The 13,935-nt window shown below is 72.8% G+C and carries 14 protein-coding genes; 11 read left to right on the top strand and 3 right to left on the bottom strand.

All coding sequences use genetic code 11. From position 1 onward, the window contains the following. Window positions 1-10: 10 nt before the first annotated feature. Window positions 11-946: a helix-turn-helix transcriptional regulator gene (locus tag ACIA5F_RS11290; RefSeq protein WP_399351621.1), complete on the bottom strand. Its 936-nt coding sequence runs from the start codon at window positions 944-946 to the stop codon at window positions 11-13. 246 nt (window positions 947-1,192) lie between these two features. On the opposite strand from ACIA5F_RS11290, the gene ACIA5F_RS11285 reads away from it, so the two are divergent. Next, the gene (locus ACIA5F_RS11285) at window positions 1,193-2,116 is read left to right on the top strand and encodes an alpha/beta hydrolase (RefSeq protein WP_399351620.1); all 924 of its coding nucleotides are present in this window, start codon (window positions 1,193-1,195) and stop codon (window positions 2,114-2,116) included. Window positions 2,117-2,454: 338 nt separating this feature from the next. Here ACIA5F_RS11285 and ACIA5F_RS11280 read toward each other — a convergent pair whose 3' ends face one another. Beyond that, on the bottom strand, window positions 2,455-3,729 hold the full coding sequence (locus tag ACIA5F_RS11280) for an MFS transporter (RefSeq protein WP_399351618.1): 1,275 nt from the start codon (window positions 3,727-3,729) through the stop codon (window positions 2,455-2,457). 313 nt (window positions 3,730-4,042) lie between these two features. Here ACIA5F_RS11280 and ACIA5F_RS11275 point away from each other — a divergent pair, with 313 nt between their 5' ends. The 9 genes from ACIA5F_RS11275 (at window position 4,043) to ACIA5F_RS11235 (ending at window position 11,201) form a co-directional block, all read left to right on the top strand. Beyond that, complete coding sequence (locus ACIA5F_RS11275) at window positions 4,043-4,552, top strand: MarR family winged helix-turn-helix transcriptional regulator (RefSeq protein WP_399351616.1); 510 nt, start codon at window positions 4,043-4,045, stop codon at window positions 4,550-4,552. A 195-nt stretch (window positions 4,553-4,747) separates the two neighbouring features. Then, window positions 4,748-5,425, top strand: coding sequence for a TNT domain-containing protein (locus tag ACIA5F_RS11270; RefSeq protein ID WP_399351614.1), 678 nt, complete (start codon window positions 4,748-4,750; stop codon window positions 5,423-5,425). 5 nt (window positions 5,426-5,430) lie between these two features. Beyond that, on the top strand, window positions 5,431-5,664 hold the full coding sequence (locus ACIA5F_RS11265) for a hypothetical protein (RefSeq protein WP_399351612.1): 234 nt from the start codon (window positions 5,431-5,433) through the stop codon (window positions 5,662-5,664). Between the two features lie 317 nt (window positions 5,665-5,981). Beyond that, the gene (locus ACIA5F_RS11260) at window positions 5,982-6,410 is read left to right on the top strand and encodes a hypothetical protein (RefSeq protein WP_399351610.1); all 429 of its coding nucleotides are present in this window, start codon (window positions 5,982-5,984) and stop codon (window positions 6,408-6,410) included. Between the two features lie 371 nt (window positions 6,411-6,781). After that, the gene (locus tag ACIA5F_RS11255; RefSeq protein ID WP_399351762.1) at window positions 6,782-7,414 is read left to right on the top strand and encodes an NADPH-dependent FMN reductase; all 633 of its coding nucleotides are present in this window, start codon (window positions 6,782-6,784) and stop codon (window positions 7,412-7,414) included. Window positions 7,415-7,558: 144 nt separating this feature from the next. Next, the gene (locus ACIA5F_RS11250) at window positions 7,559-7,906 is read left to right on the top strand and encodes a hypothetical protein (protein ID WP_399351608.1); all 348 of its coding nucleotides are present in this window, start codon (window positions 7,559-7,561) and stop codon (window positions 7,904-7,906) included. Window positions 7,907-8,003: 97 nt separating this feature from the next. After that, window positions 8,004-8,669 (top strand): hypothetical protein, encoded by a 666-nt coding sequence (locus ACIA5F_RS11245; RefSeq protein ID WP_399351606.1) that lies wholly within the window; start codon window positions 8,004-8,006, stop codon window positions 8,667-8,669. Between the two features lie 700 nt (window positions 8,670-9,369). After that, window positions 9,370-9,948 (top strand): hypothetical protein, encoded by a 579-nt coding sequence (locus ACIA5F_RS11240; RefSeq protein WP_399351604.1) that lies wholly within the window; start codon window positions 9,370-9,372, stop codon window positions 9,946-9,948. 62 nt (window positions 9,949-10,010) lie between these two features. Then, window positions 10,011-11,201: a winged helix DNA-binding domain-containing protein gene (locus ACIA5F_RS11235; protein ID WP_399351602.1), complete on the top strand. Its 1,191-nt coding sequence runs from the start codon at window positions 10,011-10,013 to the stop codon at window positions 11,199-11,201. Window positions 11,202-11,300: 99 nt separating this feature from the next. On the opposite strand, the gene ACIA5F_RS11230 is transcribed toward ACIA5F_RS11235, so the two are convergent. Further along, a complete protein-coding gene (locus ACIA5F_RS11230; RefSeq protein WP_399351600.1) occupies window positions 11,301-13,163 on the bottom strand; it encodes a cytochrome c biogenesis protein DipZ in 1,863 nt (620 codons plus the stop codon). 173 nt (window positions 13,164-13,336) lie between these two features. Here ACIA5F_RS11230 and ACIA5F_RS11225 point away from each other — a divergent pair, with 173 nt between their 5' ends. After that, window positions 13,337-13,747 carry a RidA family protein gene (locus ACIA5F_RS11225; protein WP_399351598.1) on the top strand — a complete coding sequence of 137 codons (411 nt, stop codon included), beginning with the start codon at window positions 13,337-13,339 and terminating at the stop codon, window positions 13,745-13,747. Window positions 13,748-13,935: the final 188 nt, after the last annotated feature.

Below are 13,935 nucleotides of genomic sequence, written 5' to 3'. Positions count from 1 at the left end.
TCCCGGACGGTTACGCGGTGTCCCGGCCGGGACGGCCCGGCGTACGCCCGGGGTCCGGGGAGGTGTCGAGGTCCGGGCCGCGGGGGGCTTCGCGGTCGGGGCCCGGACCGGTCCAGGAGGCCAGGAGGCGCAGGCTCTCCTGGGAGGACGAGCCGGGGGCGGCGGTCATGACCATGAGCTGCTGGTCGGGATCGGTGGTGCAGCCGAGCATCTCCCAGTCGACGGTCAGCCGTCCGACGACGGGATGGTGGAACGTCTTGACCCCGCAGCTCTTCTCGGCGACGTCGTGCGCGGCCCACCAGGTGCGGAAATCGGTGTCCTTCACGGACAGTTCACCGACCAGGGCCGCGAGCCGGGGATCGTCCGGATACTGCACAGCGTCCATGCGCAGGTATGCCACACAGGTGCGGCCGGTGCTTTCCCAGTCGTCGAAAAGGCGGCGCACGTCCGGGTCGAGAAAAGCCAGCCGAATGTAGTTGCGGTCCGGCGGGGAAAGGGCGCCGAAATCCTTGATCAGGGCCGCCGCCAGAGAATTCCAGGCCAGAACGTCCATGTGCCGTCCCAGGACCATGGCCGGGGCGTCGGTGAGCTGGTCGAGCAGCCGTTGCAGCTGCGGTCGGACCCGCTGGGCGGCCCGGCGCGGGGCCCGGCCGCCGCGCCGCACGGCCAGCCCGCGCACGTAGGCGGTCTGGGTCCCGTCCAGGCGCAGGGCCCGTGCGAGGGCGGCCAGCACCGGTTCGGAGGCCCGGAGCCTGCCCTGTTCCACCCGGGTGTAGTAGTCCGTGCTGATGGCGGCGAGCTGGGCGACCTCCTCACGGCGCAGCCCCGGCACCCGCCGGAACGCCCCGGTGCCGGGCAGCCCCACGTCGGCGGGGGTCAGCTCGGACCGCCGGGCCCGGAGGAATTCGCCGAGTTCGTTGCGTTGCGCGTCCGCTGTGGTACCCATGGGCCCAGTGTCGCAGCCGGGGGGCTTTCCGGGAGGGGCGCGCGGGGGTCCGTGAGGGGGAGGAATCCTTCCCAGGAACGACCCTTCCCAGGAAAAGGCTCTCTCTTGTCGGCCCCCGTGCGGCGTGTGAAAGTGAAGGACGTGAACGACCGGAAGGTGTTCACAGAACATCGGAAGTTCCGCATGAGCGCCATGGAAGTACCGAAGAAGCATCGAAGAAATGCAGCAGAAGGAAAAGGCATCAGAATGCAGCCGATCAGTGTGAAATTCCAGAGCAACGGGCTCGCTCTTGCCGGAGACCTCTACCTCCCCGAGGGCCAGGCCGCGGGGGAGCGCCGCCCCGCCGTCGTCACCTCGCACCCCTTCGGCGGGGTGAAGGAGCAGACGGCCGGCCTGTACGCCCGTCACCTGGCCGACCGGGGATTCGTCGCGCTGGCCTTCGACGCCGCCCACCAGGGCGAGAGCGAGGGGCAGCCGCGCGGCCTGGAGGACCCGTTCGCCCGTGCCGAGGACATCCGCAGCGCGGTGACCTTCCTCGCCACGCTCGACCAGGTCGACCCGGAGCGCATCGGCGCCCTCGGCATCTGCGCCTCCGGCGGTTACGTCCCGTTCGCGGCGACCACCGACCACCGGATCAAGGCGGTGGCCACGGTCAGCGCGGCGGACATCAGCGCCCTGTTCCGCGAGGGGCTCGGCGGCGGCCAGGACGGGCAGGTCCTGCGGGACATGCTCGACGCGGCGGCCGTGGCCCGTACCGCCGAGGCCACCACCGGTGTCTTCCGGCACAACCCGGTCGTCCCGGACACGGCGGAAGAGGCGAGCGGCCTGCCGACCCTGTACCGGGAGGGCCACGACTACTACCGCACCCCGCGCGCCCAGCACCCCAACTCGGGCAACCGGTACCTGTTCCGCAGCGTCGACCAGATCGCCCAGTACTCCTCCTACGACCTGATCGACCTGATCTCCCCGCGCCCGCTGCTGATGATCGCCGGTACGGAGGCGGACACGGCGTACTTCAGCCGGGAGGCGATCGAGAAGGCCGAGGAGCCCAAGGAACTGTTCTGGATCGAGGGCGCCACGCACATCGACCTGTACGACAAGGACCCGTACGTGCCGGCCGCCGTGGCCAAGCTGACCGGGTTCTTCGAGGAGCACCTGGCAGCCGCCTGACCCGGTCCTGCCCGGCTCCAGGTGATCCCTCCCGCCACCGCGGTGTGCGCGGCAGCCGGGCCCGGCCCCTCCCAGCGGGGGCCGGGCCCGGCTTTTCCGTGCCCGGTGCCGTGCCGGGTTCCGTGCCCGGTTCCTGTCCTGGGCCCGTCGTTCCCGGGCCGGACATGCTCGTGCCCGCCTCCGCCGTGCGGCGGGGCGGGCTCGGGGCCTTCGTGCGGATCTTCGGGAAGGTCTTCGTACGGGTCTTCGCGCGGGGCTGTGGTGGTGCGGGTTCCGGGCCGGGTGCTCGCGGGTCCGGCGCTCGTGGGCCGGGCGTTCGCGGGTCCGGCGGTTCCCGGTCAGGTGGTGAGGACCAGGGCGGCGGCGATGGCCGGGCCGAAGGCGCCGCCGAGCTGGTAGCAGAGGGCGAAGAGGCCGATCGCGGTGGGGCGCTGGGCGTCGGGGGCGGCCGACGCGGCGTGCATGGAGAGGACGGCGTTGCCCGCGGTGGCGGCGAAGATGGCGCCCAGGGTGGCGGCCAGCAGCAGGGGGCCCTGGTCGGCGAGGACCGCGAGGGCCGCGGCCAGCGTGCCCGCCCCGATCAGCACCGCGCGGACCGCCGTCCGACTCATCCGGGCCGAGGCCGCCGCCAGCAGCCAGGAGAGCACGGACCCGGCGAGCAGGGCCACGAGCTGTCCGGCCCCGGCCGCGCCGCCGTCCCAGCCCGCCCGGTCGGTGAGCAGCCGGGGCACGGAGAAGAGGAGGGTGAAGTACGAGCCCGACAGGACCAGGGCCAGCAGGGCGGAGACGAGGAAGACGGGCTTGCGCAGCAGGTGCAGCGGGACGAAGCCGTCGGGGTGGCGCCGGACGTGCAGGGCGAGCACCGCTCCGGCGACGGCCGCCGAGCCCAGTGCGACCAGGGGTGCGTAGGGGAGCAGGACCAGGGCCGTGGCCAGGACCGTCAGGAGTCCGGCGCCCCGGGCGTCGAACTTGCCCTGCGCGGGCGCCGGCGCCGTCGCGTACCGGCTCACCACCGGTACGGCCAGGACCGCGATCACCGACACCGAGAGCGAGAGCCGCCACGACACGGCTTGCGAGAGCTGCGCCCCGAGCAGCGGGCCCGCGGCGCCGAGGACGCCGAACCCCGCGCTGACGACGCCCATCCGGCGGGCCGTCCCGGCGAGGCTCATCGCCGCCGCCACCAGTCCGGCCCCGCCCGCGGCCTGTCCGGCGCGGCCGAGCATGGTCAGCGGAAGCCAGGGGGAGACGGCGACGAGGACCGTGCCGCAGACCAGGAGCGCTGCGGCGAGCCGCAGCGCGGCCTGGAGGCCCCGGCGGCGCAGGAACCCGGCCAGCAGCGGGGTGCCGACGGCCATGGCCCAGGCGAAGGCGGCGACGAGCCAGGCGGCGGTGGAGGTGCCGACGCCGAGCGAGTGCGCCATGTCCGGGAGGATCAGCACCGGGGAGTTGGCCCCGGCGGCGACGGGGGTGGCCAGCAGGGCCAGCCATAAGACGGGAACGGGTCCGCGTGCGGGGCGGCCTGAGGTGACCTGGGTGGTGGCGGGGGTGCTGCCGGAGGCGGCGGCGCTGGTGGCGGAGGTGACGCGGGTTGCTGGGGTGCTTGCGGTCGGCATGGGGCCGCTCCATCCTTCTCAAGGTTCATCATCTCAACGTTGAGATAAATAAATCACCCTTCCCTCTCAGCGTCAAGTTTCTTAACGTTGAGATACCCTGAGTCCGTCAGGTCGGATCAGAATCCGTCAGGTCGGGCAAGGCGGGATCGGGCCGAGTCGGATCGGACCGGATCGAGCCGGACCAGGTCCGATCCGGACCGGATCGAGCCGGACCAGGTCGGACCGGCTCAGGTCGGTACCGGGCGGACGAGAAGCGAACGAGAAGCGAACGAGAGCGGGCGGCCGGGCCGGCCGCTGGGAAGCGAGGAGCGTCATGAGTGACGCGGTGGACGTCATCGTCGGCCAGTGGGTGGCGGAACGCCCCGACCTGACGGAGGAGCTGTGGCCCGTCGAGGTGCTGGCGCGGATTCAGCGGATGAACCGGATCATCGAGAAGCAGCTCAAGGTCTTCGTCGCCGAACGCGGCCTGGAAGTGGGCGAGCTGGACATCCTCACCACCCTCCGCCGCTCGGGCCCCCCGTACGCGATGACCGCCGGCGCCCTCATCCCGGCCGCCATGGTGACCTCGGGCGCGATCACCAACCGGATCGACCGGATGGAGGCCAAGGGCCTGGTCGAGCGGGTCCGTGACGGACAGGACCGCCGCTCGGTGCGCATCCGGCTGACCGAGCGCGGCCGTGAACTCACCGAGACGGTGATGGCCGAGCACCTGCGGCACTACGCCGAGCTGCTCGCGCCGCTGGACCGCGGGACCTGCGCGACGCTGGCGGCGGCCCTGCGGACCCTGCTGGAGGCGCACGGCGACACCTCGACCGCCTGCTGAGGCCCCGGTCCGGGGCGGGACGGTGCGCTGCGGCGTCCGGTGATCCCCGAGGGGGCCGACGCCGTGCCGGTGCCGGTGCCGGTGCCGGCGTCGGTGCTCGTGTCGGGACCGGGGGCCGGTTGCCGAGCGGTGGGTGAGCGGAGAGCTACTCTTTGTCGGCCGTGACTGATCATCAGCACCCGAGGAGAGCTCTGAATGAACCGTATGCGCAACGTACTTGCCGTGCTCGGCGTCACCGCCGCACTGGTGACGGCCCCGGCCGCGAGCGCCTCGGCGAAGCCGGAGGAACGCTCGCCCGCGTCCACCGCCCGGCACGAGCCCTGCACCGGGAAGTTCCGGGACGACGCCCGGCTCGGCCCCCAGTGGCTCCCGAACAAGCGGCAGGCCCCCGTGGGCCCGCTCCTGAAGGGGTACAAGCGCACCGGAGCCCTGTCCCCGCAGGCGTTCCTGAAGAAGTACTGGGAAGGCCCGGCCGACACCGGCAGCTGGAAGTACCCGCCCAACGACGGCTTCGGTGAGGTCAACGGCCAGCTCGACAAGAAGCCGGCCGAGCTCCGCCCCGGCCAGCGGCTGGACCGCTTCGGCTCCGAGTACGGCGGCTACCTGGCGCCCGCCGGTGACGCGTACGCGAAGCGCGCGCTGCCGCCGCAGAGCCTCAACACCGTTGACGCGGCCGTCCCCTGCAACTACCGGGTCTACAAGGTGGCCAAGCCCTTCTGGGTGTGGCAGGGCAGCATCGCCCCGTGGTTCGAGCAGCCCGGCGGCGGCCAGCAGATCAAGCTCGACGCGGTCTTCCTCGACCCCGGCCAGGGCCAGCGGCTGAACGTCAAGTGGCTGCTGGACAACCAGTACCTCGTCCCCGCCGGCGCGTAGCCCGTATGGACCGCCGGGAACTGTACGCGGCACTGAACGAGGCGGGGGTGGCCGGCGGCTACTACCGCATCGAGGGGGTCCACGAACCGGTCCCCACCCCCACGGACTTCCTGTTCCTGCGCCGGGCGCCCGACGGGGTGTGGGAGACGGGCGCGTACGAGCGGGGCCTGTACGAGGTCATCGCCCGCCACCCGGGCGAGCAGGCCGCCTGCGCACATCTGCTCCACCTGCTCGTCTGAGCCCGGACACCGTGGTGCCGTAGCGGTTCCGCCGTGGTCCGGTCCCACCGTGCGTCCCGTCGCACGTCCCGTCACGTGCCCTGTCGCACGTCCTGCCGTGCGTCCGTCGTACGGGAAGTCCCCCGAATGCGCGCGGGGCCGAAGCGGCCCGGCACCGCTCCCGCCTGCGGAAACCACAGCCGGGGGCGGGCGGGGGCGGCGGCCGGGAAGGCGCCCGGTCGCCGTTCCCCGGACCCGCCGATAGCCTCGGACCCGTGCCGATGTGTGCAGACCGCAGGCACGGCACGAGGGGGAGCCCGTCAAGACAGGAGCCCACGTTGAAATCCATACCGCGCACCCGCTGCGCCCGGACCCTCGCGGCAGGCGTGCTGTCCGCCGCCCTGCTGACCGCCGGCACGGCGACCGGGGCCTTCGCGGCCACTCCGACCCCGCACTCCACGCCGAGCACGCACAGCAGCACGCACCCGGCCGTCAAGAGCGTCATCACCGTCAAAGCCAACAAAACCGAGGTGAAAGCCGGTGACACCGTCACCTTCACCGGCCGCGCCAAGGGGCTGAAGCCCGGCAGCAAGGTCGTGCTCCAGCACAAGAACAACGGCAAATGGACCACGCTGAAAGCGAGCACGACGGTCAAGAACGACGACACCTACACCCTGAACGCCAAGCTCAACACCAAGGGCAAGCAGCAACTGCGGGTCAAGGACGACAAGACCACGTCCCTCCCCGTCGTCGTGACGGTCAACTGACCGGTCGACCGACCAACCGATCCGTCGGCTGATCGTCAGTGCCGGCATCAGCACCGGTACATCCATCAGCACCGGTACATCCATCAGCGTCGGTACATCGGCACTGGTACATCAGGAGTGAGCCTCAGCGCCGAGGGGTCCCGCCGGTCTCCGGCGGGACCCCTTCGCCACGCCACGCCGTACCCACGCGGGAGCGACACCCGGCCGTGCCCCCGCGTGCCCGGACCGTGGCCGGGAGCGGGCGGCCCAGAGTCGGCCGCAGGCGTCCACCGGCAAGGGAGATGGCAGTGACCTCGACCGACCACGAACTCTTCCCCGCCGATCCGGCCCTGCACCGCGACGACGGCACGCCCGCGCACGCCCGCGCCTCGCTGCGCGTGCTCGTCCTGGCCGGTTCCTCCCGCAGCGGCTCGGTCAACGCCCGCCTCGCCGCGCTCGTCGCGGAACTCGTCGGCCGGGCCGGTGCCACCGCCGACCTCGCGGCGATCGGCGACTTCCCGATGCCGGTGTACGACGGCGACACCGAGGCCGAACAGGGCCTGCCACCGGGCGCGCTGGCCCTGTGCGAGCGGATCGGCGCGGCGCAGGCACTGGTCATCGCCTCGCCCGAGTACAACGCCTCCGTCCCCGGTGTGCTCAAGAACGCCGTCGACTGGGTCTCGCGGCTGCGCCCCCAGCCGTTCAAGGACAAGCAGGCCCTGCTGGTCTCCGCGTCACCCTCCATGGTGGGCGGCAACCGGGGCCTGTGGGCACTGCGCGTCCCGCTGGAGCACCTCGGGGCCCGCGTCTACCCCGACATGTTCAGCCTGGCCGCGGCCCACCAGGCCTTCGGCGACGACGACACCCTCACCGACCGGGGGCTCGGCGAACGGCTGGCCGCGACCGTCGACTCCTTCCTCGACCTGGTCGAGGCCGACACCCGTTACGTCTGCCTCCAGCGCCGCTGGTACGAGTTCCTCGGCGACCGCACCGACGCCCCGGTGACCTCCCGCGCCCAGGACTGACACACCGCGCCCCTCCTTGCGCCTTGCCCGGGTGCTACGTCCGGGCGCGGGGGCGTTCGTCCAGGTGGGCGCGTAGCGGATGCCGCCCGTGCGGGGGCGCGGCAGGCTGGGGGCAGGAACCCTGCGCACAGACGAGGACGGCTCATGCCCCATCACCGGCGTATCGGCGTGGTCACCGGGGCCGCGCTGCTGTTGCTCACCGCCACCGGCTGCTCGGGCCTGGGCCGGAGCACCGTGGGCAGCCTCAGTTTCACCCACCGCGACGCGAAGACCGAGGTGACCCTGTCGAACACCTCGGTCCTCGGCTGCCACCGGCTCGGGCCGCGCGGGGCGACCGGGGTGGTCAACAACACCCTGGTGGACGTGATCCTGTACCGGACGCCGAACTGCCGGAAGGTGGCCGACGCCGGTACGAGCTACGTCGCCACCTCGCTGTCGTCCCAGACGGCGCCCGGCAGCCTCCCGTGGCGCAGCTTCAGCGTCGTCCACTGAGGGTCGGAGCCGGGCCGGGCCGGGCCGGGCAGGGCAGGGCAGGACCAGTGGGCCCGTGCGCGGGGATACTGCGGCGTACTGCGGTGATACTGGGGTGGTGGAGACGGAGTCTGCGGTGGACCGGCTGAGCGCCCGTGTGTACGTCGGCGTACGGGAAGGGCGGCTCGCCGCGCAGGACGTGGTCGACCTGGCGTGCGAGCTGATGGAACTGGGGCACGACGGGGACGCGGTGTCGGAGGTGGTGGAACGTCACCCCGCCGAGGTGACACCGCAGGAGATGGCCGCTCTGGCCGGGCGGATTCTGGCGGAGACACCCTTCGACCCGGGCTTCGCGCCGGCACCGGAACGCCTGGACGTACTGCGTCTCGCGCTGCGGGTCGCCGCCCGGGACCTGCCCACGGCCGGGATCGTGGGCGAACCCCGGCTGGTGGTCCTGCGGGACACCTTCCCTCCGGCGGCCGGGGTCGTACTGGCCGACGGCCGGCAGCTCGACGGCGACGGCGGTGTGCAGGCGTACACGGGCGACGACCTGACCGGGGCGGTGGCGGCGGTGGCGTGCCTCGTCCAGGAGGACCTGCTGAGGCGGACCCGGAAGGTGTGGCCGCAGTGCGCCGCCCACGGTCTGGGCGTTCATGCCGTCGAACACGGCGACACGGCGGTGTGGTGGTGCGCGGGCGGCGGCACGGGCCCGCGCGGAGGCACGGGCCCGCGCGGCCATGTGCTCGCCCGCATCGGCGAACTGCCTTGCGGCAACCCTTCCTGACCCTGACCCTGACCCGCCCTCACCCCCGGTGGTGGACGGTACCCCGGCCGGCTCGGGCCAGAACTTCCTCGCCCCCTTTCGGGCGGATTCCGCCCCCGGAGGCGTGCGCCCCATGGCAGGGTATGAGCACGGCGCCCACCCCGGCGCCACCATGCTCAGGAGAGCTTCACCCTGCTGCGCCTGTTATGTCCGAGTCGGAGCAAGTAAGCAAAAACCCCCTGCTGGTCAGGCAACACCGCAGCTCACTTCCTGTGCTCCCCGTGCTGCGGGGGTGGTCCGACGCCCGGCTCGACGGAGCCAGGTCCGACCGGGTGCTCCCCGCGCTGCAGGGATGGTCCACAGCCCTGGAACAGATCGCCCGCGGCACCATCGTGCTCCCCGCGCTGCGGGGATGGTCCGCTCACCGGATACCAAGTTTTTAACCGGCGGGCGGTGCTCCCCGCGTTGCGGGGGTGGTCCCCGGCCGATGAGGGTGAACGGAACCCGGCGGGCGTGCTCCCCGCGCCGCGCGGGGTGTTTCCGGGCCTGCCGTCGGTCAACGGCGGCTGGCAAGGCCGGGGTTGGGTGGGTCGGTTCGGGTGTTTGGGGGGCGGAGGGGGTGGGGGTGGGGCATTCTCGGGGTGGGGGCGCTGTGGCTTCGGGGGCGTGGCCGTAGGCGGTTCCCGTGGGTGCGTCCGGTCCGAGCAGCGCAGGAGGAGCCATGGGGTGGCAGAGCGAGGAGTTCGGTACGTCCCACGAGGGCAGGGCGGCGGCCGTCCTGCCCGACGGTACCGAGCCGGGGCCGAGGTACTTCGACACCGGGAGCGGTCCCGAGGTCCACACGTCCCGTGACTGGTGGGTGTACGACGGCACCATGGGCGCGCCGCTCGCGGCCGGGCTCCGGGGTGCCTGCTCGTGCGGCTGGCGCGGCCCCTCCCGGCATCCGCTCGACTGGGCCCGGGTCACCGAGGACCGCCCGTACCTCTTCGACACCTCGGGCCCCTACGAGGACTGGACCCGGCACGTCGGCGAGGTCGAGTCCCGGTCGGTGCCGCTGCCCGTCGCCCTGGAGGTGCTGCTCGAACGGATCACGGAGCAGCTCGACGCGCTGGCCGACGACGCGCCGCTCGCCGCGCTGAAGGCGGTGGCGGCGCTGGAGCGCACCGTCCGCCGGGTCGGCGGCGACGCCGCCCACCGCACCCGGGCCGACGAGGTGTCGTGGGAGGAGATCGGCAGGGCGCTCGGCCTGACCGAGGAAGAGGCCCGCTCCCGCCTGCTCCGCTACCGCCTCGGCCGCTGACCGGGTCCGTCCACCCCCACCCCGGCTTCTTTCCCGGCCCGGAGGGAGGGAAGAATCCCGGTATGAAGATCACTGCGCACGAGCTCAACCGCGCCACGCTCGCCCGGCAGTTGCTGCTCGGACGCGAGCCGCTCGACGTCGCGGACGCGGTGCGACGCGTGGTCGCCCTACAGGCACAGCAGCCGGTTTCCCCGTACATCGCGCTGTGGAACAGGGTGAGCGGCTTCGACCCGGCCGGGCTCGACTCGGCCTTCGCCGAACTGCGGACCGTCAAGGCGACGCTGATGCGGCTCACCCTGCACGCGGTCCACGCCGACGACTACCGGACCTTCCGGGAGGCCATGGAGCCGACGTTGCGCGGCTCCCGGATCGGTGACGCGCGCTTCACGGAGTCCGGGCTCACCGTCGTGGACACGGGGGTGCTCGTCGCGGAGCTGCTGGCCTACGCCGACCGGCCGCGGACCACCGTGGAGCTGGGGCAGTGGCTCACGGAGCGGCTGGGCGCGCGGATGGACCCGGCGGCGCAGCGGATGCTGCGGCAGTACGCGCCGCTGTGGCACGCGAGTACGGGAGGGCCCTGGTCGTTCGGGCACCGGGCGTCGTACGTCGCGGCGGCGGGCATGGGGCCGGTGCCGGTGCCGGGGCGTCCCGATGCGGTGCCGGTGCACTCCGGCACGGACCCGGACGCGGCCGCCAGGGGTCTGCGGACGCTGGTCCGCCGCTACCTGGAGGGGTTCGGGCCGGCGTCGGTGGCGGACGTGGCGCAGTTCGCGCTGGTCCAGCGGGCCCGGGTCAAGGCGGCGCTGCACGCCCTCGGCGACGAGGTCGAGCACCTGGCAGGCCCCGACGGCACCGTGCTGTACGACGTTCCCGGCGCACCGCGCCCGGCCGGGGAGACCCCCGCCCCGCCCCGGCTGATGGCGATGTGGGACAGCGTCCTGCTGGCCTACGCCGACCGGGGCCGCGTCATCCCACCCGACTACCGCAAGCACGTGACGCGCAGGAACGGCGACGTGCTGCCCACCCTGCTGGTGGACGGCCACGTCGCCGGTGTCTGGCGCCCCGTCGACGGGGGGATCGAGGCCACCGCCTTCCGTCCCCTTCCCCGGGATGCGTGGGAGGGGCTGGCCTCGGAGGCCAGGTCGCTCGTCGCGTTCCTCGCCCCCCGCGACCCCCGGGCCTACCGCCGCTACGACCACTGGTGGGCCAAGGGGATGCCGGCCGCCGAGACGCGGCTGCTGCCCGGCGACTGAGCGACCGGCCGCGCGGCCCGGCTGCCTGAGGTGCTGGGGCGGCCGGGGCCGTCGTGGCCGGGGGCCGGGTGGCCGGGTGGCCGGGTCGCCGGTGGTGGCTCAGCCGAAGGTGAAGGCGAAGGCCTGGAGGCCCGGGGTGAAGCGGAGTTCGAGGGTGGCCCGGCGGGCCGAGGAGTCGTCGGTGAGCCGGTAGAGCGTCGGTGTGCCGTGGACCTGGAGGGTCCTGGTCTCCTTGCCGTCCACCAGGACCGTCACCGTGCCCTCCCCGGCGAGGACGAGGTTGGCGTTCTTCGCCCGGTAGGTGAAGGCCAGCCGGGCGTCCGGCCCCGCGGTGAACTGTTCGTACGCCGCGGTCCACGTCCCGGACAGGGCGAGCCGGTCGAGCGGGAGACCGGCGGTGGGGAAGGCGTACGCGGTCGCCTTGTCCTGGACCAGGCCGGGTGTGCCGGTGTAGCCGCGGATGCGCAGGGTGCTGAGGTAGGTCTCGGGGGTGCGGTCGGCGGTCAGCTTGTCGTTGGCCCGGCCGGTGGCGGGCGGCAGCTGGACGGCGGGGTCGGCCTGCTTCAGGAGGGTGCGGATCAGGCCCTCGGTCCGGGCGTAACGGCCCTCGCCGAAGCTGAAGTGGCGGACGGTGCCCTGCGCGTCGATCAGGTACTTGGCGGGCCAGAACCGGTTGCGGTAGTTGTTCCAGGTGTCGAGGTCGTTGTCGAGGGCGACGGGATAGGTCACGCCGAGCTCGCGGGCCTGGTCGGTGACGTTGCCCGGGTCCTTCTCGAAGGCGAACTCGGGGGAGTGGACGCCGATGGTGACGAGGCCCTTGTCGCGGTAGGCGCGGTCCCATGCCTCGATGTGGGGCAGGCTGCGCCGGCAGTTGACACAGGAGTAGGTCCAGAAGTCGATCAGCACCACCTTGCCGCGCAGCGAGGCGAGGGTGACGGGGCGTCCGTCGGGCGTGTTCAGCCACTTCGCGATGCCGGCCAGGGGCGGGGCCGTCCCGCAGGAGCGCAGCTCGTCCACCCCGTCCTCGCAGCGGGAGAGTGCGCTGTTGGTGTGGTCGGAGAGGCCGGAGAGCTGCTGGCGGGCGGTGTCGTTGTCCTCCACCTTGCGCTGCGCGGCGGACGTGTAGTCGGGCAGGGCCCGCTGGAGGGCGGTGGTGGCGTCGAAGGCGAGGGCGAGGGCCAGGAGGATCATCAGTGCCCCGGCGGCGATCCGCAGTGTGCGCGCGCGGGTCCGGAAGGCCGCGACCCGCTCGGCGACGCGGCGGCCGGCGAGGGCGAAGACGAGCAGCGGGACCGCGGTGCCGACGGCGAAGGAGAGGGTCAGCACGACGATGCTCGCGTTGATCTCGCCCCGGGCGCCCGCGACGGTGATCGCGGCGAGCACCGGGCCGGCGCAGGGCACGTAGAGCAGCCCGAGCCCCAGACCGAGGACGAAGGCGCTGCCCTCCTTGTTCACCTGCCGCTGCGGAATGCGCGCGAACGGCTTCTCCAACAACCGCTCCAGGGGCGGGAAGATCAGGCCGAGGCCGATCAGGACCAGGAGCGACAGGCCGATGTAGCGCAGGACGTCCTGGGGCAGCCCGAGCGCCGAGATGATGGTGACCCCGAGCAGGGTGAAGAAACCGAAGCTGATCACCAGCCCGGCCACCACGGCGTACGGGCGCCGGTTGCGCGGCGGCTTCGGCGGCGCCACGGGCGGGGCGTCGCCCAGGAGCACACCGCCGGCCCCACGCGCCCCGGCGCCGCCACCGGCCCCGGGGCCGTCCTGCGCCGTGCCGTTCTGTGTGGTGCTGTTCCGTGTGGTGCCGTTCTGCGCCGTGTCGTTCCGTGCCCCGCCCGGTGGCGGAGGCGGTTCGGTGCCCGGACCGCCCGCGAGGAAGACCACCGGCAGGACGGGCAGGATGCACGGGGAGACCGCGGTGATCAGCCCGCCGAGCAAACCGATCAGGACCAGGGTGAGCATGGTGACCGCCTCCGCCGGTGGAACGCCCGACGCGTTCTCCTGAGGGGGGTTCGGACCTGCGGCCGGTCCGGATGGGGTGGGGAAGACGTACTCTCCGACCGCGTCACGGGCGCGGGCACGGGCACGGGGATAACCGGGTGCGGTGTCGGGGTCCGGTTGCGCAGAATTGGACCATGACCGACAAGATCCGACGTATCAACCCCGACCGGCTCCACTCCACCCCCGGCTACCACCACATCACCGTCGTCGAGGCGGGCCGTACCGCCTATCTGTCCGGGCAGTGTCCTCTCGATTCCGCCGGTGACGTCGTCGGCGAGGGGGATCTCGACGCACAGATCGACCAGGTGGCGGCCAACGCCCTCATCGCGCTGAACGCGGTGGGCGCGGGTCCCGAAGACGTCGTGAAATCCTTGATCTATGTGGTGAGTCCGGACGAGAAGGTGCTGGCGGCGGCCTGGTTCCGGCTGAACGAGTCCGTCATCGCGTCCGCGTTCTCGACCGCGAGCACCCTGCTGGGGGTCGCCCAGCTCGGATATCCGGGACAGCTGATCGAGGTCGACCTGACGGCAGCGCTTCCTGGCTGACGGATTCCCCGCCGAGCACGTTCCGCACCCCGCCGGCCATGCCCGCGGCGGGGTTGTCGGCGCGATGCGGCGCGGGCCCGGCTCAGCAGGAAGTGACCCCCTCGGGTGCGGCGCAGATCACCGACGCCGGCATGACCTGCCACTGCTGACGCACACGGCACACCGACTCGGCCGGTGGGGAGTGAGCG

The organism is Streptomyces sp. NPDC051567 (genome assembly GCF_044454165.1).
In the GTDB taxonomy this organism is placed as follows: domain Bacteria; phylum Actinomycetota; class Actinomycetes; order Streptomycetales; family Streptomycetaceae; genus Streptomyces.
This window is presented reverse-complemented; position numbering and strand designations above follow the sequence as displayed.